The sequence below is a fragment of the Micromonospora sp. DT41 genome (assembly GCF_049841715.1).
GTDB classification, from domain to species: domain Bacteria; phylum Actinomycetota; class Actinomycetes; order Mycobacteriales; family Micromonosporaceae; genus Micromonospora; species Micromonospora profundi.
In genome coordinates this window covers 47,818-68,015 of record NZ_JBNCKU010000024.1, presented here as the reverse complement: position 1 = coordinate 68,015, position 20,198 = coordinate 47,818, and the positions used below count along the sequence as shown (strand labels likewise).

General features: G+C 68.0%; 17 protein-coding genes and 2 pseudogenes. 13 read left to right on the top strand and 6 right to left on the bottom strand.

Annotation, left to right across the window (positions count from 1 at the left end; translation table 11 throughout):
* The coding region (locus ACLQ23_RS29410; protein WP_425881384.1) for an AAA family ATPase at positions 1-2,435 on the bottom strand (2,435 nt) is incomplete at its 3' end.
* A 658-nt stretch (positions 2,436-3,093) separates the two neighbouring features.
* On the opposite strand from ACLQ23_RS29410, the gene ACLQ23_RS29405 reads away from it, so the two are divergent.
* From ACLQ23_RS29405 to tuf, 3 genes and pseudogenes are all read left to right on the top strand, one after another.
* Positions 3,094-3,498, top strand: a complete 405-nt coding sequence (locus ACLQ23_RS29405) for a GNAT family N-acetyltransferase (protein ID WP_355633081.1) — start codon at positions 3,094-3,096, stop codon at positions 3,496-3,498.
* A 62-nt stretch (positions 3,499-3,560) separates the two neighbouring features.
* Positions 3,561-4,103, top strand: a pseudogene (locus ACLQ23_RS29400) (sigma-70 family RNA polymerase sigma factor); the annotation flags it as partial.
* A gap of 694 nt (positions 4,104-4,797) precedes the next feature.
* Entirely contained in the window at positions 4,798-5,985 is a 1,188-nt protein-coding gene (gene tuf, locus ACLQ23_RS29395; RefSeq protein ID WP_355597440.1) for an elongation factor Tu, read from the top strand.
* 295 nt (positions 5,986-6,280) lie between these two features.
* Here the strand turns inward: tuf and ACLQ23_RS29390 are convergent, their stop codons facing one another.
* The 3 genes from ACLQ23_RS29390 to ACLQ23_RS29380 all read right to left on the bottom strand — a co-directional run bounded on the left by ACLQ23_RS29390 (position 6,281) and on the right by ACLQ23_RS29380 (position 8,974).
* Complete coding sequence (locus tag ACLQ23_RS29390; RefSeq protein ID WP_355597438.1) at positions 6,281-7,129, bottom strand: CPBP family intramembrane glutamic endopeptidase; 849 nt, start codon at positions 7,127-7,129, stop codon at positions 6,281-6,283.
* Positions 7,130-7,228: 99 nt separating this feature from the next.
* Positions 7,229-7,804, bottom strand: coding sequence for a hypothetical protein (locus ACLQ23_RS29385; protein WP_355597437.1), 576 nt, complete (start codon positions 7,802-7,804; stop codon positions 7,229-7,231).
* Positions 7,805-7,966: 162 nt separating this feature from the next.
* Entirely contained in the window at positions 7,967-8,974 is a 1,008-nt protein-coding gene (locus tag ACLQ23_RS29380; protein WP_355597435.1) for a protein kinase domain-containing protein, read from the bottom strand.
* A gap of 314 nt (positions 8,975-9,288) precedes the next feature.
* Here ACLQ23_RS29380 and ACLQ23_RS29375 point away from each other — a divergent pair, with 314 nt between their 5' ends.
* The 4 genes from ACLQ23_RS29375 (at position 9,289) to ACLQ23_RS29360 (ending at position 11,339) form a co-directional block, all read left to right on the top strand.
* Complete coding sequence (locus tag ACLQ23_RS29375; protein ID WP_355597433.1) at positions 9,289-9,780, top strand: ATP-binding protein; 492 nt, start codon at positions 9,289-9,291, stop codon at positions 9,778-9,780.
* Positions 9,781-9,849: 69 nt separating this feature from the next.
* Positions 9,850-10,116, top strand: coding sequence for a helix-turn-helix domain-containing protein (locus ACLQ23_RS29370; protein ID WP_355597431.1), 267 nt, complete (start codon positions 9,850-9,852; stop codon positions 10,114-10,116).
* 181 nt (positions 10,117-10,297) lie between these two features.
* Positions 10,298-10,948 carry an NAD(P)H-binding protein gene (locus ACLQ23_RS29365; RefSeq protein WP_355597429.1) on the top strand — a complete coding sequence of 217 codons (651 nt, stop codon included), beginning with the start codon at positions 10,298-10,300 and terminating at the stop codon, positions 10,946-10,948.
* A 202-nt stretch (positions 10,949-11,150) separates the two neighbouring features.
* The gene (locus ACLQ23_RS29360) at positions 11,151-11,339 is read left to right on the top strand and encodes a hypothetical protein (protein WP_355597427.1); all 189 of its coding nucleotides are present in this window, start codon (positions 11,151-11,153) and stop codon (positions 11,337-11,339) included.
* 140 nt (positions 11,340-11,479) lie between these two features.
* Here ACLQ23_RS29360 and ACLQ23_RS29355 read toward each other — a convergent pair.
* Both ACLQ23_RS29355 and ACLQ23_RS29350 read right to left on the bottom strand, forming a co-directional pair.
* Positions 11,480-11,584, bottom strand: a pseudogene (locus tag ACLQ23_RS29355) (pectate lyase); the annotation flags it as partial.
* Between the two features lie 455 nt (positions 11,585-12,039).
* Positions 12,040-14,775 carry an AAA family ATPase gene (locus tag ACLQ23_RS29350; RefSeq protein ID WP_355631324.1) on the bottom strand — a complete coding sequence of 912 codons (2,736 nt, stop codon included), beginning with the start codon at positions 14,773-14,775 and terminating at the stop codon, positions 12,040-12,042.
* Positions 14,776-15,114: 339 nt separating this feature from the next.
* Here ACLQ23_RS29350 and ACLQ23_RS29345 point away from each other — a divergent pair, with 339 nt between their 5' ends.
* The 6 genes from ACLQ23_RS29345 to ACLQ23_RS29320 all read left to right on the top strand — a co-directional run bounded on the left by ACLQ23_RS29345 (position 15,115) and on the right by ACLQ23_RS29320 (position 20,193).
* Positions 15,115-16,011 carry an ABC transporter ATP-binding protein gene (locus ACLQ23_RS29345; RefSeq protein WP_053659585.1) on the top strand — a complete coding sequence of 299 codons (897 nt, stop codon included), beginning with the start codon at positions 15,115-15,117 and terminating at the stop codon, positions 16,009-16,011.
* A 16-nt stretch (positions 16,012-16,027) separates the two neighbouring features.
* Positions 16,028-16,747, top strand: a complete 720-nt coding sequence (locus tag ACLQ23_RS29340) for an ABC transporter permease (protein ID WP_053659588.1) — start codon at positions 16,028-16,030, stop codon at positions 16,745-16,747.
* A gap of 72 nt (positions 16,748-16,819) precedes the next feature.
* Entirely contained in the window at positions 16,820-17,659 is an 840-nt protein-coding gene (locus ACLQ23_RS29335; RefSeq protein ID WP_355597422.1) for an alpha/beta fold hydrolase, read from the top strand.
* A 50-nt stretch (positions 17,660-17,709) separates the two neighbouring features.
* Positions 17,710-18,375 carry a GOLPH3/VPS74 family protein gene (locus tag ACLQ23_RS29330; protein ID WP_053659576.1) on the top strand — a complete coding sequence of 222 codons (666 nt, stop codon included), beginning with the start codon at positions 17,710-17,712 and terminating at the stop codon, positions 18,373-18,375.
* A gap of 259 nt (positions 18,376-18,634) precedes the next feature.
* A complete protein-coding gene (locus ACLQ23_RS29325) occupies positions 18,635-19,492 on the top strand; it encodes an NAD(P)-dependent oxidoreductase (protein WP_355597419.1) in 858 nt (285 codons plus the stop codon).
* Between the two features lie 29 nt (positions 19,493-19,521).
* Complete coding sequence (locus ACLQ23_RS29320; RefSeq protein WP_425736041.1) at positions 19,522-20,193, top strand: hydrolase; 672 nt, start codon at positions 19,522-19,524, stop codon at positions 20,191-20,193.
* Positions 20,194-20,198 lie beyond the last annotated feature (5 nt).

Here is a 20,198-nt window from a genome sequence, read left to right as displayed (position 1 = left end):
CGGCCCTCGCGGCGCAGCCACTCGCCGTAGACGAGATGGGTACGAGCGAGGTAACCGCCCATCCGGCTGTGCTTGAGCTGCGCGATCGCCTCGCGGTATTGATCCTCGGCTGCCGATCCGGTGCTCGTCAGCGCCTCTGAGCGCGCCGCCATTCCCAGCGCCCACGGCGTCCCGCTGGCACGAGCCCGGGAGCAGAGCTGCTTCATCGCCTCGATCGCTCGTTCTGGTCGATCGGCGCGGACGGCTGACTCGATGAGCTCGAAGTGGACGAGATTACTGAGCGCCAGCTCTGGGGACTCGAATGCCCGCGCCGCAGCGTCCTGCGCGGCCGGATAGTTGCCCAGCCCGTTGTGGAGCACCGCCATCGCGTACTGAGCGAAGGAGGCCTCCGTACTCTCGTCGGAAAAGGCGACGTCCTGGGCGGTTAGGGCGTTGAGCGCCGTGGTCTCCGCCTGGTCGCCACGCCAGGCACTCAGGATGATGTGAGCGTGCCGCAGCTGTACGCCGCCGGTGGCCTGCGTGATGGTCGTCGCCTCGGTGGCGAGCTCGCCGGCTCGGGCGAGTTCGCCCATCAGGACCGACGTGATGGACAGGAAGCGCAGCGAGTCCGGGAGCGTCGTCAGCGCACCGGCCTCACGAGTCAACTGGACGTTACGGCTGGCCAGTAGGTAGAGCAGTTCGTCGTCGAGGATTGCCACCGCGTTGCGGCCGGCCAGCCGCAGCCAGCGGTCGCTCTGGCGGTCTTGCTCGGGGTCCGTGAGCGGGCTGTTGCGAAACGCCTCCAGGGCATGCCGCAGCCTAGGCGCTCCCGCCGCATATCCACTTGTCAAGGTTTTCGTGAGGCCATCAAGCAACAGGTCCGACGGCTGCGGCGACCCTGGCGGTGCAGGTGCGGCCCGAGCGGCCTCGGCGACCTCCAGGACGCCGCGGTCGGAGTCACCGGCCACGAGCGCCGCGTCGAGCGCGTGCAGGTAGGTCTCACGGGCCAGGGCCGCATCGAGCGGGGTGAGGGTCCTGGCTGCGTCCAGCAGCATTTCCGGCACCTCGCTACTGCGCGTGGTGTGGAACGTGACCTGGGCACGCAGTAACTTCAGGCGGGCTGCTTGCAACGCGTCCAGCGGCCCGGCGGCCGCGATCGTCAACAGCCTCAGCGAGCTCTCGGGCGCACCGGCCTCGTGCTTGGCGTGCGCGGCTACCAGCGCCCGTCTCGTACGCTCGGCCGGCTCGGGAGTCAGCTCGGCGGCTTGCTGCAGGAACGCCGCTGCGGCAGCCCACCCGCCGCGGGCTCGCGCCCGGTCGGCCAATTGCTCAAGTTCTGCGGCGGCTTCCTCGTCGGTGCCGAGCACGGCCTGCGCACGGTGCCAGGCGCGCCGGTCGGGGTCGAGCTGCGGGTCGGTGACAGCGGCCAGCGCGCGGTGTGCGCGGCGGTGATCGGGTGGTGTGGCGGCCCGGTACACCGCCGAGCGCACCAGCGGATGGCGAAACCGCACCCGGGTGTCGATCTCCAGCAGTCCGGCGGCTTCGGCGGGTGCGGCCTCTTCGCGGGCAATCCCCAGGTGTGCGGCCGCGCGCCACAGCAGCGCTACCTCGCCAGTCGGCTCGGCGGCCGCGACCAACAGGAGCAGTTGCGTCTCGGCGGGCAGGCTACCTGAACGGCGCTGGAAGCTCTCCTCGATGCGGTGAGGCACGCTCGACGCGTCCGGCAGTTCGAACCCGCCGGCCAGCTGCGTCGGCGGCGTGCTTCGGGGAAGTTCCAGCAGCGCCAAGGGGTTGCCGCGCGACTCGGCGATGATCCGGTCGCGGACCCCGTCGTCCAGCGGTGTGGGGACCGCGGCGGCCAGCAGCGCCTGCGCGTCGGTCTCGCCGAGCCCGTCCAGGCGCAGCTCGGGCAGCCCGGAGAACGGGCGAACGTCGCCTCCGTCGTGGTCGCGCAGTGCGAACACCAGCGCCAACTGCTCGGCCGCCACCCGACGTGCCACAAACGCCAGCACCTGAGCGGATGGCTGATCGAGCCACTGCGCATCGTCGACGAGGCACAACAGTGGCCCTTCCTCGGCGACCTCGGCCAGCAGGTTAAGGGTCGCCAGCCCGACCAGGAACCGGTCTGGCGCGGCACCGGCTCGCTGCCCGAACGCCACGCCCAGGGCAGCCTGCTGCGGCTCGGGTAGCGCACCCGCGCGGTCCAGCAACGGCCCGCACAGCTGGTGCAAACCGGCGAACGCGAACTGCGTCTCAGACTCCGCTCCGGCCAGGATCTCCGTCCGGAACCCCAAAGGAGCCGCGACGTCGCGGGCATATTCCACCAGCGCCGTCTTCCCGATGCCCGCTTCTCCGCGCACCACGAGCGCCCCGCTGCGCCCCGCCTGCGCCCGGGCGAGCAGTTGCTTGACCGCTTCGCACTCCGCGTGCCGGCCTAGAAGATTCGCCAGTTTCATTCCCACTCGAATCTGTCGGCACTGTAAAAGTAAGTAATTGTCACCGACGCGAACCCCGTCCGCCAACCCTAGTTCTAAACCGTGGACGGGGGTGGGCAATTCGGTCGCCGTATGCCGGGCCTGCCCGCACAGCAGTCCCTTTGCTGGTCTGGCCCGCCCGGGCAACGGCCATCCACCGCTCTGCACGGTGGCGACATCAGGGGCTTCCACCGACGCGAAGGCGACGCCGCCGATGCCAGCCTGAAGACAACGCCATCACCGGCAACGACCGGAGCAGCGCCAGACCTCGTCCGTCCGGGAACGGCCCTGACCCGCGAGGTCGCCCCCCGCTTCGGACCGTCGACGCGAAAGGAACCGCCATGTCTGTCAGCGCTGTCATCGACGTTGCCAGGCGGAACCTCAGCCGCAGCGGTGTTCGTGCCGAGTCGTGTTTCACGAGTGCGGCTGGGTCGCCGACCGGACTTGATCAACGTGGTGAGTCGGTGATCGAGAGACGGCAGGGTCTCCGGTAGATGATTCTTCGACCAGAAACTGAGCAGTGGAGACCTCGCGGCCAGCGCTGCGGTAAGGAGGCGGCACGCCGTGGCGGGACGTGGCGGCGAATCATGGCCGGATTGCAGCTGACACGGACGCAATCAGCATCTCGAAAGGACATCGAATGATTAGGGAAATCCATGACAACACCGGGGCGCTCGTAACGGTAGAACTCAACAAAGATCGCCCGATCGGCACCTACACCATCAGCCTCACTGAGGGGTCACCCGTCGGTCGTGTGGACTTCGTCGACTCCGCCAAGGTGGATGGTGAGCGAATCGTCTTCCACACCGAAGTAGACCGACAGTTCGGTGGACGGGGCCTGGCTGGGCTGCTGGTCCGCGAGGTCCTCGGGGACAGCATTCGCACGAGTGTCACCGTCGTTCCGGTGTGCCCGCTGTTCGCGGACCATTTAAAAAGGCATGGTCATGAGTTCGTCGCGGATGGCGGCAAGTTCCGTCCGCCGACACCTGCCGACTTCGCGCTCGTCAGGCGTGCTACGAAGCCCCACGTTTCTTCTCCGCGATGAGGGTGCAGGGAGGATCATCAATGACCGCGCACACGATCAGCGAGCAGCGGACCAGACCGTGCGCCGCCCAGAAACTCGACCCGCGCCCGCCCACCGACCTGCCCCTCGCCGGGGAGCCCAAGCGGCACTACCGCGACCGCACCTGGGACGTCGAGGCGCCCTGCCGTCTTCAAGAGTTGAGGCTGACCATCCTCGACGCCAACAGTTCACTGCTGCGGGTCCTGGGCCGTTCGCCGACGGTTGCCGACATCGCCGCCCACCTCAAGCTCACCGAGGACGAGGTCCTGGAAGGCCTGGAGGGTGCCCGCGCGTACAACGCGGTGTCGCTGTTCACGCCGACCGGCGACGGCGACCGGGCCGCCGAACTGGATGACCTGCTCGGCGGTGAGGATGGCAAGTTCGAGCTGTCCGACCTGCGGGTCGCTCTGGGCACGGTGCTGGCCACGCTCACCGAACGCGAGCAGCGGATCCTCACGCTGCGCTTCTACGGCAACCTGACCCAGTCGCAGATCGCCGAGCAGATAGGCGTGCCCCAGATGCACGTGTCCCGGTTGCTGGCTCGGGCCCTCGGCAAGCTGCGCGAGCAGTCGGACGGGACGTACTAGTGGGCGCGGACGGCGGCCCGGGCACCGTTGTGCGTCTGATAACAGATCCCCCTACCGCAGGCGTCAAGAGGTGCCTTCCTTGCCGCGGTCGGTGCTTTCCGAGGTGTCGTACGACCTGCCGGTGCGGGCGCCGCCAGGGCCGGCAGCATTCATTTCTCATCGCCGGGTACGGCTGTCCACGCCTCCCGGGGATCGACCACGGTCGGCGACGTTCGGCCGAGCCCCACCCACGCCCTGCACCCGGTCACCGCCCTCACCGCCATGTGAGACCTCTCCCAACGCGCCGACAATCAGGAACGTTCGACCGGACGGCGTCGCGTCGCACCAATCATCGGGGGCAGCCGCACTCGAAGATCTCGATTGCGGCTTCGACGCCGATGACTGGCAGAGAAGGGCCGGGAATATCAGTCGCCCCTCCCGAGGTTCAGAGCTAGCGTGATCGCCATGTTCGGCACCGTCGGCTCTGTGCGGCCCGCAGGTTTCCACCTGCCGGCTGCCGCCGACGTGTGCGCATGGCTGGCTGACACCCGAGGCTGACCCTCCTCCCGCTCCGGCAGAACCACGGAGGAGGGTGGCCCGGTGATCCGGCGCGCTGGTGAGCGCGCCGTGACATGCGGTTCTGGCGCGGTTTTTCGCGGAGTGGCATCCGCCCGCGTTCGTCGTCCGCCAATTCGTCTCCAGTGTGGAGCTCATCATGGCCAAGAGCCAATTCGTGCGCGTGAAGCCGCACCTCAACATCGGCACGATGGGTCACGTCGACCACGGCAAGACGACCCTGACTGCCGCTATCACCAAGGTCCTCGCCGACCGCGACCCCGCCGTCAACCGGTTCGTGTCCTTCGACGGCATCGACCGGGCGCCGGAGGAAGCGGCGCGCGGCATCACCATCAACATCGCCCATGTCGAGTACGAGACCGAGACCCGGCACTACGCCCATGTGGACATGCCCGGCCACGCCGACTTCGTCAAGAACATGATCACGGGGGTGGCGCAGGTCGATGGCGCGATCCTGGTTGTCTCCGCGCTTGACGGGGCGATGCCGCAGACCCGCGAGCACGTGCTGCTCGCTCGGCGGGTCGGCGTGCCCTACCTGGTGGTGGCGATGAACAAGGCCGACGCCGTCGAAGACCCGGAACTTCTCGACCTGGTTGAACTCGAGATGCGGGAGTTGGTGTCCGAGTACGGGTTCCCCGGCGACGAGGTTCCGGTCGTACGGGTGTCGGCGCTGCGGGCCCTGGAGGGCGACCCACGCTGGGTTTCCTCCGTCATGGAGCTGCTCGACGCGGTCGACCGGTACGTCCCGGTGCCACCCCGCGAACTCGGCGAGCCGTTCCTCATGCCGATCGAGAACGTGCTGACGATCTCCGGACGGGGGACGGTGGTGACCGGCGCTGTCGAGCGGGGCGTGCTCCGTGTCGGCGACCCGGTGGAGGTGGTCGGTCTCAGCCCAACGCTGTCCACTGTGGCAACTGGGCTGGAGACGTTCGGCAAGTCGCTGGCGACCGCCGAGGCCGGGGACAACGCCGCCGTGCTGCTGCGCGGGGTCAAGCGTGACCAGGTGCAGCGGGGTCAGGTGGTGGCGCTGCCGGGCAGCGTCACGCCGCACCAGCGGTTCCGGGCCAGGCTCTATGCGCTGACCACCGCCGAGGGCGGGCGCCACACGCCGTTTCTCGCCAACTACCGGCCGCAGTTCTACTTCCGCACCACCGACGTGGTCGGGTCGGTAGACCTCGGTGATCTGACGATGGTCCTGCCGGGTGACACCGTCGACCTGTCGGTGGAGCTTGGCAGGCCGATCGCGATGGATGTCGGGCTCGGCTTCGCCGTCCGGGAGGGCGGCCGTACCGTGGCCGCCGGCACCGTGACCGAACTACTCGACTGAGCTACGTGGCAGGGCCCCTTGCCGGCAAGGGGCCCTGCCACGTACGGCCCTGCTCAGCTGCGCTGGCCGAGCCCTCCGTAGGACCGACTCCGTGGCATTCCACCGGCCTGTCCCTCGCGGTGAACGCCGCAGCGAACCGCTCACCTGCGGGTCAGTACCCGCTCAGCAGCGCACGCCGTACCCCGATCTTCGGTTTCCGTGTCTCTCGCAACTCGGAAACCTGGACGGGGTACGGCGTGCGCTGCTGATCAGGGTCGAGACCCTTCCACGAGAACGTCACGGGTGCCATCGTTGGCTAGCCGCGAGCTGCGGCCCTCGAGAGCGCGGACGCGGGTCGAACGGCCGCCGAGTGCGGTGTTCGCAGAGGGCCGCTGCGCCGGGTGCGCAGCCAGACCACCAAGGCGGTGATGACGACAACTGCGCTGGGAACGAGGACACCGATCGTCGCGGCGCCCGCTGCGCGATCCGTGACGACGTTGGCGATATCGGTGCGCAGCGCAGCATCGAACACGAAGGACAGGGTGTTGTACCCCGCGTGTAGCACCACTGCGATCTCGATACCCCCGCTGCGCCAGGTGATGAGCGTGAGCCCGATGCCGAAGATCAGGTACCAGAGGTTCAGCCAGATATCGGTCGACAGGTGGATGACCGCGAAGGCGACGCTGGAGACCAGCACACCGACGGCGAGGCCCGCCCGTGCTCCGCGCGTCCAGCCACCGGCGACGCGGAAGATGAGCCCACGGAACCCGTATTCCTCACCCGCGGCCTGCAGGGGCGTGAGCAGGAGCGTGGCGAGGAGTATCCACAGGACGTCGGTGTAACTCCATTCGGTCTGTGGCAGCGGCACCCAGTAGTGAAACGCCATGACGGCAACCCACGCGGGGGTGATCAGAAGCAGCGCGCGCCCGAAGATGTCGAACCGGAACCGCGAGATCACCGAGTGCAGCGACGGGCCCTTCACGCCGTAGAGCCACCGCTGGATGAGCATGCTCCACGGGATGATCAGTGCGACGGAAACCATGCCGGCGGTGTGCATCAGAGGCGTCCACTCGGTGCGGCCGTCGGTGTCGATGGCGGCGTCCACGAACGCCGCCATCAGGCTGAGAGCGACGCCGGACAGCGTCATCCCGCCGATCAGAAGCACGATCGCGAGGATGCCACGACCGATACGACGTCTCTCCCCGGCCAGCACCCTGTGGTACTCGACATCGGGCGGAACGGTGTGCGTTTGCTCGGTCATGGCTCACGGCACCTCGACGACGTAGGTGAGTGCGGCCCACGCCAAGAGGGTGCCAACCGTCGTCCAGATGACGATGGAGACGGCCTGCCAGAGCAGGACCCACCGGCGTGGAGTTCCGCCGCCCACGAGGATCGCCGACGTGATCTGGGTCGGAATGGCGAGAGGACCGAGGATGCTCGCACCGGGGACGCCGAAACGCATGAGCCATCTGTTGAAGCGCCGACGCCCCTTCGACTCCGGCTTCGTGGCTGCCGTCTCCTGGTACGTCTCCCCGAGGGCGCTCGATCGCGCTCCTGCGCCTCCGCCTACCCCGACCAGGCTGTCTCGGCGATCGACGATTGTCGTCCTGGCGCGTGAGGTGACCGCGACGACCAGCAGCACGCACAGAAAGTTCCCTGCGGCTGCTGCGACGCCTGCGACAATCGGATGGAGACCGCCGGCTATGCCGATGATGGCTGCTCCCTCACCGTCGACAAACGGGATCGCGCCCGCCAGCATGACGATGAACGGCTGGACGATCCCGGGCACTTGGGCGACGAGCTCCTGGAAGTTGCTGATGAGCTGCTCGATGGGAGTCATGTCTGGTCCTCACTTTCCTGTGATGTGGGTGCGTCATGTGGCGGCGCGGCAGTCCTCGCCGTCGAGGGAGTTACGAAAGGTGCACAGGTGGCGTTGACCTCGCCGGTGTGCGTCCAGAGCGGCCAGAGGTGGCGAGCCAGCGCGGACCGTTGCCTAGGTGGATCACGTGGTGGCCTTGTCCTTGTCACGGGCGGGTCGACGAGGCGAGTGGTCCGATGGCAATGCGGTGGAGATCGTCGATGTCAGCGCAGTGCGCCACGGCGGGTGGACCGGAATCGCGTTGTCCAACGCGTCCATGTCGGTGCGCTCGTCCGCACGGACCAGGCCCTTCGCCGCGGACTGGAGCGCTTCCCTGAAGGATCGGGCGCTCTGGAACCGGTCCTTTCGGTCCTTGGCGAGCGCCGTGAGGAGAACCGCGTCAAGCGCCGGAGTCACCTCGGTGCGGTAGGCACTGGCGCGCGAGGGCTCCTGGTGCACGTGCTGATAGGCGACGGCAACCGGGTTGTCACCGACGAAGGGTGGCCGCCCGGTCAGCAGCTCGTAGAGCAGGCAACCCGCGGAGTACAGGTCGCTGCGGGCGTCGGCGACCTCACCGCGCACCTGTTCGGGAGAAAGATACTGGGCGGTTCCGAGGAGTTCGTGGGTCTGCGTTGCCGGGGCGGCACCACCCTCGACACGCGCGATGCCGAAGTCCACGACCTTGATTGCGCCGTCGAGAGTGACCATGACGTTGGCGGGCTTGATGTCGCGATGGACAACGCCTGCACGATGGCTGAACTCGAGTGCCGACAGGACCGCTATCTGATGCTGGATCGACTCCTCCAGCGTGAGCGCGCCCTCGCGGAGTCGGGCCCCCAGCGACTGGCCGGCGACGTACTCCATGACGATGAACGGAACGGCCGGCTCGTCCGCCCGGCTGCCTTCGACGTTCTCATGTCCGACGTCATGAACGGCGACGATGCCGGGGTGATTGAGGCGGGCGACGGCCTGTGCTTCCCGCCGGAACCGGGACCGGAACAGCGGATCGCGGGCTAGCTCTGCGCGGAGCACCTTGACCGCGACCCAGCGCTTGAGCCGGATGTCACGAGCCAGGTGAACAACGGCCATGCCGCCCCTGCCCAGGACGTCGCAGAGCTCATAGCGTCCGCCAAGCACACGATCCGTACTCATGGGTCCTCCCAACTTTCTCGTTGTCGGTGCGTACCGGGAACGGGTTCGACGTCTGGTCTTCAGACGCCCGCCACGGGCTCCGGAATCCATCAACTCCGGGTACGCCGGGGTCCGGATGCCCGATCCTGGCGACGTCATCAGGCTCGCACCGCAGGCCGAGCCCTCGCGTCGGTCACCACCACGTAGGTCCTCACGGCCCAGCGCCACCGAGAACCACTGAGGTGGCAGGTGCTAACTTGCAGCTTCCGCACTTCGCATCAGGGACGCCTACGGTGTCGGCTACTTACATCTGGCGCGTTGACGGGAGGCACAACGTGACGGATCTCGTAGGCCGGCGTTCAGAGCGTGACGCGGTCGAGAAGCTCATCTCTCTGGCTCGGTTCGGGCGCAGCGGCTCTCTCGTGGTGCGCGGAGAAGCCGGCATCGGGAAGACCGCCCTGCTCGAGCACGCCCACCAGACGGCACTCGCCTCGGCCTTCCGGGTGGAGCCCTTGGCCGGCGTCGAGTCCGAGACGCAGTTCGCGTTCGCTGGGCTGCACCAGTTCATCGGCGCGAGCCTCACGGAGTTCATCGAGGCCTGCGTCCGTGCGGGGCAGCCGGAGCGCGCGACCCAGGCGATGGAACAGTTCGACGCCTGGGCTCGCGCCAGCGGCACGTCGTGGGCGCTGGGGCTGGCGGCGAACTCACGGGCGCTCATGGGCACCGGATCATCGGCCGAAGATCAGTACCGTACGGCGATCAAACACCTCGGGAACAGCCGGATGCGCGGCTACCTCGCCCGCGCCCACCTCGTCTACGGTGAGTAGCTACGTCGCGAGGGCCGCCGCCGCGACGCCCGAGATCAGCTCCGCACCGCCCACCAACTCCTCACCGACATGGGAGCGGAGGCGTTCGCGGCTCGCGCCGCACGCGAGCTGCGCGCGACCGGCGAGCACCCAAGCACGCGATCCTCGCAGTCGACCGACGAACTGACCGCCCAGGAGCTGCACGTCGCGCGCCTGGTGGCCACCGGAGCGACATCCCGTGAGGTCGGCGCACAGCTGTTCCTCAGCCCTCGGACCATCGAGGCCCACTTGCGCAACATCTTCCGCAAGCTCGGCATCACCTCACGCCGTCAGCTCAAGGAGCTGCACCTTCCCTGACCAGGCGGGCGCGGGCATCACGAGTATCGGTGATTTCTACCGACGCGAAGCCGCACCGCTGTTGCGAGCCTGATGAGATGCTCCAATCCGAATCGCCCTTCCCGGCAGGCACATCCTTCGTCCTTGAGGAAGCGCAGGTCATCACCACGCTCCAAACGCTGCACGGCCCAATCGGACCGCGATGAAGGTCTTCATCCTGGGCATCAGTGGCGCCGTGGGCAGGTTGCTCGCCGATGACCTGTCCAAGCGCGGCGACACCGTATCCGGCTTGGTGCGTCGGGACGAGCAGAAGTTCGAGCTCATGAGGCGGGGCGTCCACGCATTCGTAGGTCAGCTCGCGGACATGAGCGTGGACTCCCTGGGATCGATGCTCCGTGGGGTCGATGCAGTCGTGTACACAGCGGGATCGAACGGCGGCGCCAGGGATGTCACGGCAGCGATCGACGGCGAAGGCGTCATCAGAGTTCTTGAGGCCACAACTCTGGCGGGGGTGCACCGCTTCACACTGGTGTCCGTGATGCCCGAGGCCGGGCGCGACCAGGACCTCAGCGACGACGAGGAATTCTACTTCGCGGTCAAAAAGATCGTCGATGTCGTGGTGAGCCAGAGCCACCTCGACTGGCTGATCCTGCGGCCGTCGATGCTGCTTGACCGGCCGGGAACCGGCAGCGTGTCCCTCGGCCCAGCCCAGCCGCACGACGAGATCGCGCGCGAGGACGTCGCCGCCACGCTAGCAGCGCTGCTCCACGAACCACGGATCCGGCGTCAGATCCTCGAACTCACTCAAGGATCAACGCCGATCGCCATCGCCGTCAGCGCGAACCTCCCTTGACGGCCCCTGTACCGCGCCAGAACCCACCGCCGCGCAGCTCGGCCGCTCCAGCGAAAAGGTCGACGCCACGTGCACCTGGTTGATCGCCGCCGTGCGGGCCTTGCTCCCCGCGGTGGCGAGTTGGACGAAGGACGGTCGTTGATCCGCTTCCCGGTCGCTCATGCGGGTACCGCCGCTGGTCAGGACCGAGGAAGGGATCCCCATGACCGAGCGGGACGAGCAGCGTGACGGGCAGCAGACCGAGGTGCCGCAGGACGAGGCGGCCCGTGGCGCCCGGGCGGTACAGGACGTCCACGGCGGCAGCATGGCGCCAGGGCTGGTCGACGACACCGGTCACCCGGTGGCGCAGGCGCCGACCGACCGGTTGACCGACACCGAGGGAGCGGACTGAGGCGCCGGCGTCTGGCTGGGCGGGAACGGCCAGCCAGACGCGGCAACCACTGGACGCTGGGCTGCGGACGCGGGTCGGGCCGTCCCGAGATCTCGGAACGGCCCGACCCTGCTGGTGCCTGGATTGCGGAACGCACCGGATCAGACGCTGATCCGACCGGCCCCGGCACCTGCGGTGACGATGGACTTCACATTGCAGGCAGTGTCGAGCTGGTACGCGTACGGGATGCTGGCAACGCTGCCGCCGGGGCGGGAGCAAATCGTGATCGCCGTGTGGAAGATGTGCGCGAACGTTCCGGGAGGCGGTCCTGTGCCCCACCTCGACCTGTCGGAGAACTATCCCGGCAAAATGCTCCGTGCCTACGTTCGCGTACTCTGCGCGGGACGTTCGGATGCCGGCGCCGCGTAGACGTCACGTCAACGGCGATCTGGATCGGTCTTCACTCGATCCCCACTGTAGCCGCGGTCGCGCAGCGCCTGGTGGAGCGAGCAGTTGGCCGTCGACGGGTTGAGCATCGAGCGTATCCAGATCGTACGCCGAGCCGCCGAGGGCGTCGCCGTCGCTGCCCTGTACGGGAAGAGGACGATGCGAGCATCGCGACCGCTCGTGCCCCTGGCTTGGGCTCGCCACTGACGGCACCTTTCACCCGTCCCAGCTGACGCTTGTGAATCTCGCAGACGGCGGCGGGGTGCCGGCCCGCTCAGGGCAGCCGCACATCTTTGAGTTGCCGGCGGGAGGTGATGCCGAGTTTGCGGAAGATGTTGCGCAGGTGGGCTTCGATGGTGCGGGGACTGAGGAACAGTTGTGCGCCGATCTCCCGGGAGGTAGCCCCGGTGGCTACCAGCCGGGCGATGTGCACCTCGTGTGGGGTGAGGGCGTCGGTCGGGTGGGCGGTGCGCTTTCGTGGGTGTTCGCCGGTGGCGCGGAGTTCGCGGGCGGCCCGCTCGGCGAATGCGCCCGCGCCCATGTCCGACAGCAGTTGATGGGCGGTGTGGAGTTGGTCGCGCGCGTCCTGGCGCCGCCCTTCGCGGCGCAGCCACTCGCCGTAGACGAGCCGAGCACGAGCCGCGTCGCCGGCCATCCGGGACTTTCCGAGCCGTTCGATCGCTTCGCGGTAGTGCTCCTCGGCATCAGGCCCTGCGCTGGTCAGCGCTCGTGAGCGCGCGGCCAGGCCCAGCGCCCACGTGGTGCCGCACGCAACTGCGAGTGAGGTGAACTGCTCAAGTGCGAGCGCTGCTCGTGCCGGCTCGCCGGCACGGACGGAAGCCTCGATGAGCTCGGGTAGGCACGCGCTGCTGATCGACGGTTCGTCAGACCTGCACGCCCTCGTCGCCGCTTCCTGCGCGACCGAGTAGTTGCCCAACCCGTTGTGGAGCACTGCCATCGCGTACTGAGCCAGGGAGACCTCCGCGCCCTCGTCGGGGTAGGTGTCATCGCTGGCGACGGTGGCGTCGAGCGCGGTGGTCTCGGCTTGGTCACCACGCCAGGCGTGGAGAATGACGCGAGCATGGCGCAACGGCACGCCCCCGGTGGCCTGTGTGATCACCGTGGCCTCGGTGGCCAGCTCGTCGGCGCGGGCGAGATCGCCCGTCAGGACCGATGTGATGGACAGGAAGTTCAGTGCGGCGGGGAGCGTCGCCAGCGCGCCGGCCTCACGAGCGAGCTGGACGTTGCGGCTGGCCAGCACATGGAGCAGCTCGTCGTCGAGGATCGCCACGGCGTTGCGGCCGGCAAGCCACAGCCACCGGTCGCTCTGGCTGCACTGCACAGATTCCGCCTGCGGGCCGTCGCGGAACGCTTCCAACGCGAGCCGTAGACCTGGCACTCCCGCCGCACAGCCCTTGCTCAAGGTCGTCGTGAGCCCGTCGAGGAGCAGGTCCACCGGTCGCGTCGGCGTCCCGGGTGCGGGGGCGGCCAAGGCCGCTTCGGCGATGCGCGCCGCGTCACCCCCTCCGTTGATGATCGCCGCATCCAGCGCATGTAGGTAGGTCTCGCGGGACAGCGCAGCGTCCAACGGGGCGAGTGCCTTGGCGGCATCCATCAGCATGCCCGGCACCTCGGTGCCTCGGGTCAGGTGGAAGGCGATCTGGGCTCGCAATAGGTCGAGATGCGCGCGTTGCAGGGAATCCAGCGGCTCGAGCGGTGCCATCGTGAGCAGGTCCAGCGCGCTGTCGGACGCGCCGGCCTCGTGCTTGGCGCGGGCGGCTCCCAGCATCCGCCGAGCACGGGTGGCGTGATCGGGGGTGAGGGCTGCCGCGCGCTGCAGGAATGCGGCTGCGGCGGCGAGCCCGCCACGGGCCCGCGCCCGGTCCGCCGAGCGCTCCAGCTCCGCGGCGGCTTCCTCGTCGGTGCCCAGGACCGCTTGTGCGCGGTGCCAGGCGCGCCGGTCCGGGTTGGTCTGCGGGTCGATGGCGGCGGCCAGGGCACCGTGGGCGCGGCGGTGGTCGGGCGGCGTGGTGGCTCGGTAGATCGCCGAACGCGCCAACGGATGACAAAACCGCACCCTGGTATCGATCTCGAGCAGTCCGGCGGCTTCTGCGGGTGCGGCCGCCTCGCGGGCGATCCTCAGCTCGGCGGCGGCGCGCCACAGCAGCGTCACGTCGCCGGTCGGCTCGGCGGCGGCGACCAGCAGTAGCAGTTGGGTGTCGGGGGGCAGATCGTCGGAGCGGCGCCGGAATTCGTCCTCGACGCGATACGGGACGCTGAGGGTGTCGGGCAGCTCGAACCCGCCGGCCAGCTGGGTGGGCCGCGTACTGCGGGGGAGTTCCAGCAGCGCCAGCGGGTTGCCGCGCGCTTCGGCGACGATCCGATCGCGTACCCGGCCGTCCAGCGGTGCGCGGACCGCGGCCGTCAGCAGCATCCGGGCGTCGGGCTCACCGAGTCCGCCCAGGCTCAGCTCAGGCAATCCGGAGAACGGGTGACTGGTGCTGGCGTCGCGTAGCGCGAACACCAGCGCCACCTGCTCGGCTGCCAACCGACGTGCCACGAACGCCAGCACCTGCCCGGAAGCCTCGTCCAGCCATTGCGCATCGTCGACGAGGCACAACAGCGGCCCGTCCTCGGCGACCTCGGCCAGCAGGTTGAGGGTGGCCAGCCCGACCAGGAACCGGTCCGGCGCAGGCCCGTCGCGTAGGCCGAACGCCACGCCGAGGGCGGCCTGCTGCGGCTCGGGCAGCGGAGCCGCGCGGTCCAGCAGCGGCCTGCACAGCTGATGCAGACCGGCGAACGCGAACAGCTCCTCGGACTCCGCTCCGACCGAGTGCTCCACCCGGAACCCCGATCCGACCGCGACGCCACGGGTGTACTCCAGGATCGCGGTCTTCCCGATGCCCGCTTCCCCGCACACCACCAGCTTCCCGCTGCGTCCGGCTTGAACCTGGGCGAGCAGGTGCTCGATGGCGATGCGCTCCGCGCGCCGGCCGAGAAGGTCGGTCATTTCGTTCCATCCGAGGCTGGTTGAGGTCCGTCGGGCCAGAGTTAGGTAGTTCTCACCGACGCGAACCGCAATTATTTCTGATCTTGATCGCCGCAGCAAGCCCGTGACCTCCACACGAAGCGGCTGACGAAGCGGATGCCGCAGGTCGAGGCGGGCCCCAGGCCCACGGCTTTCATCGCTGGTCAACCGCGTACCGGCCGCCCCTCGCCTGCTACTCGCACCGCCAGCGACCAGCTCGCACCCGACACGGTGAGCTGACGGTGCGAGCTAAGGCGTTCACACCGATGCGATGGCGCCGCCAGTGACGGAAGTCTTGTGCCGAAGACGAAAGGATCCGAGATGCCCGTCAACCCAGTCATCGAAGTCGACCAACTGAATGTCACCTACGGCGAGTTCCACGCCGTCAAGGACCTCTCGTTCCAGGTCGCCCGCGGGGAGCTCTACGCACTCCTCGGCACCAACGGAGCCGGCAAGACCTCGACCCTCGAGGTCATCGAGGGCCACCGGACGGTGTCGGCGGGCACGGTGCGTGTCTTCGGCAGGAGTCCCACCGACCGGCGCGCGGTACGTCCCAGGATGGGGATCATGCTGCAGGAGAGCGGCTTCGCCGCCGACCTCACCGTTGCCGAGTCGGTCCGGCTGATCGGCCGGCTCTCCGAACGTCAGGACACCGTGGCGAGGGTGCTCGATCTGGTCGATCTCGCCCACCGGGCCGACACCCGGGTGGCGCAGCTTTCCGGCGGAGAGAAGCGGCGATTGGACTTCGCCACCGCCGTGTACGGGCGGCCGGAGCTGATCATCCTGGACGAACCCACCACCGGGCTGGACATCCAGTCACGGGACGCCCTGTGGGAGACCGTTCGGCAGTTACGCGAGGACGGCGCCACGGTCGTGCTCACCACGCACTACCTGGAGGAGGCGCAGCAGCGGGCCGACCGCATCGGCCTGATGCACCAGGGCGTCTTCCGCCGCCAGGGCACGCTGCCCGAGCTGACTCAGACCCTGCCGGCATCCATCCGGTTCTCGCTGCCACCCGGTGCCCCGGCGCTGCCGCTGCGACCCGCTCCGACGGCCGACGGTTCCTACACGATCGACACGTTCGACCTTCAGCGGGACCTCAAGACGCTGCTCGACTGGGCGGACGCTCACATGGTCGAGCTGGCGGGACTGTCCGCCGCACCGACCCGGCTGGACGATGTCTTCCGCGCCGTCGGCACCGAGTCCGTACCCTCCTGACCTCGAAGGATTGCCCATGTTCCCCATCGCGCAGGGCGAGCTCATCCAGCTCCTCCGAAACCGTGCCGTGCTGATCAATAGCTTGATCGTGCCCGTGGCGGTGAGCATCTTCTTCATCAGTTACCGCGACACGTTCAGCCGGATCGGCAGCCTCGGCTACGTCGCGGCAGTGCTCATCTTCACCATCGCCGCGTTCGGTCTCTACGCCACCACGGTGACCACCCTGGCAGCTCGCCGGCAGAACCTCTTCCTCAAGCGGCTCAGGTCCACCGCCGCCAGTGACGCGACGATCCTGACCGGTCTGGTGCTCCCGATCAGCGTCATCGCGACCGTCCAGGTGACGGTGATCCTCGTCGTGTTCGCCGGCGTGGGCCGAACCCCCGCCAACCCCGCACTGGTGGCGGCGGCCCTGGCCGCGACGTTGGTGATGATGCTCGCGTTCGCGATCGCCACTGCCGGGGTCACGAACTCCCCGGAGCACGCGCAGGTCACCACGCTTCCGCTCAGTCTGGCTGTGGTCGCCGTGGCCAGTTGGGTCGGGATCACCGGCACCGAGAGCCTTGCGCTGCTGAAACGGATACTGCCCGGCGGCTCGGCCACCGAGCTGGTCGTCAACGCCTGGAACGGCGGGGTCCCACTCGCCGACTCCATCCTCCTGCTGGCGCCGACCCTGGGCTGGATGGTGGTGGCGATCGTATTGGCCGCGCGGATGTTCCGCTGGGAGCCCCGTCGATAGGCGTCGGGCCACGACAACGACGTCCAACACCGACACCAACAGCCGGTATGCGACAACAGGAGGGAAACGATCATGGGATTCATCGCCGTCGGGACCGAGAACAGCACCCCGATCGAGCTGTACTACGAGGATCAGGGCGCAGGTCAGCCGATTGTCCTCATCCACGGGTATCCGCTGAACGGCCACAGCTGGGAGCTTCAGACGCGTGAACTGCTTGCTGCCGGATACCGGGTGATCACCTACGACCGTCGTGGCTTCGGGCGCTCGTCGAAGGTAGGTTCCGGCTACGACTACGACACGTTCGCGGCCGACCTGAACACCGTGCTGGAGACGCTCGACCTGCGCGACGTCGTCCTGGTCGGGTTCTCGATGGGCACCGGTGAACTGGCCCGCTATGTCTCGCGGTACGGCCATCAGCGGGTGGCGAAGTTGGCATTCCTCGCCTCACTCGAACCGTTCCTGGTCGAGCAGGATGACAACCCCGACGGCCTGCCGCGGAAGGTGTTCGACGGGATCGAGGCCGCGGCGAAGGGTGACCGCTACGCCTGGTACACGCAGTTCTTCTCGGACTTCTACAACCTCGACGAGAACCTTGGCAGCCGGATCAGCCAGGAGGCTGTCACCGGCAGTTGGAACGTCGCCGTCTCCAGCGCGCCGGTGGCGGCCTACGCCGTCGTGTCTTCTTGGATCGAGGACTTCCGCGCCGACGTCGAGGCGGTCCGTGCCAGCGGCAAGCCGGCCCTGATCCTGCACGGCACCGCCGACACCATCCTCCCGATCGACGCTACCGCCCGGCGCTTTCGCCAGGGCCTGCCCGACGCCGAGTACGTCGAGATCGAAGGCGCCCCACACGGGTTGCTCTGGACCCACGCCGACGAGGTCAACGCCGCCCTGCGCACCTTCCTCGCCTGAGCTGACGGAAGGGACACCGCGCGGAGAGAACTACGAGAAAGGAACGAGATATGGGCGAGAAGCTGACGTTGGTACGGGACGACCTGCTCATCGTCGACGACCTCATGCTGCTCTTGATGGACGACGACGGCGTTGCCATCCAGACAGCGGGCGCCCTGCACGACGCGCTTGGCGGCGCGGTGCTCACCGAGCTTGCCCTGCTCGGTCGGATCCAGATCGACAACTCCGGGGTGCTGGACGGCCCGCGGGTCACCCAGTCGGGCGAGGGTCCGCTGCCCGACCCGCTGCTGCAGTCGGCCTACGACACCGTCGCCGAGAAGCCCCAGCGGGTGCGGCCGTTGCTCGTCGCGCTCGGCACCGATCTGTGGTGGGTGGTGCTCGACCGGCTCGTGGACCGCGGCCTGCTACATCGTGAGGCGGCGCAGCTGCGAGCGCGGATCCGCCGGGTCCTGGCGGACGGCGAAGCCCCGGATCCCCGCACTGCGGCGATCATCGGGCTGCTCTTCGCCAGCGGCGCCGTGCCTTCGCTGCGGCCGCCGCTGCCTTGGACATCGGCAACGGTGAGCCGAGCCAGCGAGATCGGACGCGGCCATTGGGGATCAGAGGCCGTCTTCTCCGCGGTGACTCGCACCGCGGCGGCGATCGTTGCCGTCAGTGCCGCCAGCGTGGCGACTACCACCAGGCGAGCGCCGACCGGCGAAAGGAACGCTGCATGACCGCCCTGGACCAGGCGCTCGAGGTCCGAGCGACCGCGGTCGGACCGGCCTCGCCGGCGGCGGCAAGGGCCCTGGATCGCCTCCGGCGTCCTGCTGGTACTCGTGGTCGCGGTCGGTCCCGGTGCTGCAGTTCACGGGTGCGGGATGTCCGGCCACGGGGAGTTCCATGACGTTCACTACGCAGTTCAACGGTCTGGCCGACCCATGACCTGCCACACCTCACCCGTGGGCACGGATCTATTGAATAGGAGCTAAATGCATGGCAACGATCGCAATCGTGGGATTCGGCGACATGGGCGAGCAGTTGGCGCCTCATCTCCTCGCTGCCGGACATCAAGTGCGAGTATCTGATATCTCGGACCCCCGGCTCGAAGCAGCTAGGCGCATGGGGACGACCGCGGTCGCGTCGGCCGCAGAAGCGGCGCGGGGCGCTGATGTGATCTTCGGCCTCGTGATGTCGAATGACATCCCGACCGCCTACCTGGGTGACGATGGAATACTCGCCGGCGCCCAGCCTGGTGCATCAGTGCTGATCTGCTCGACCACCACCCGAGCAATCGTCGACCAGGTCCGCGCGGCGGCGCCCAGCGGAGTGGCCGTGCTCGACTCGCCCATCGTTGGCGGTGTGAAGTACGCGCGCGAGCGGGCGATCACGTTCCTGGTCGGCGGATCGGCCGACGATTTCGAGCGGGTGAAGTCGGTACTCGATGGTCTCGGCAGATCCCGGCACGTGGGTGAGTTCGGTGCGGGCGTGGACTACAAACTGATCACCAACGTAGCCATCATGGCCGCGGAGGCGGGACTACGCGAGGCGCTGGACCTCGCGGACATCCTCGGACGCGACTATGAGACCTCGTTGGAGTTGATGGCGGCTGGGCCTATGAGAGCGGTCGTGGAGCGTGCTCTGGACGTCGCCAACCCTCGTCCGCTACGTCGCTCTGCGGAGGACGACGACACGCTGGTGTCTGTCGTCGAGGACCCGGCCAGGTTGCTGCCGATCTCCACCGCGGGCCGACAGCGACTGTGGGAAGCGGTCAACGTCGATCCGAATTTCGAACCCGACTTCGTGGACCTGACGCGCAAGACCACCTCGCGCGCCGCCAGCATCCGGTCTTAGGCCAGCAGACCCACCAGAGGAGATGACGTATGACTACTATCCCGACAAGCAAGAAGATCAATCCTGAACCGATTCGCGATCCCGGTTCCGACCACCTCTTGACACCGCAAAACTGCGCCATTGCGTTCATCGACTACCAGGAAGGCCAGTACGCCACAGTCGGTTCCGCCAGCCGGGAGGAGATCAACCTCGGTGTGGTGACGCTGGCGCAACTGGCGCGAGCTTATGAGATTCCGACGGTCGTGACCACCGTGGCGGTGGGAATGGGCGTGCACAAGCCGACGGTCGACGAGATCACCCGTGAACTACCCGGCATCACTGAAATCGACCGGACAGGTGTCAATTCCTGGGAGGATGCGGACTTTCGGGCTGCGATCGTGGCCACTGGACGCAAGAAGATCGTGATGGCCGGCCTGTGGACAGAGGTCTGCCTCGCGTTCCCAACCCTGGACATGCTCTTGGAGGGCTATGAGATCTACCCCGTGATCGATGCCGTTGGAGGCGTTTCAGCGGTCACCCACCACGCAGCCATCGACCGCATGCTTCAGGCCGGGGCGCAGCCGATCACCTCGCTGGCGTTCGGTTGTGAACTCATGCGGAACTGGGCCCGCTCGGACGCTGACCGGTACCGGACCATCATCAACGACTACTTCCGCCGCAAGCGTGAAGCAGGGCAATCCGCAGGTGACCTGTTCTCCTAGTCCCG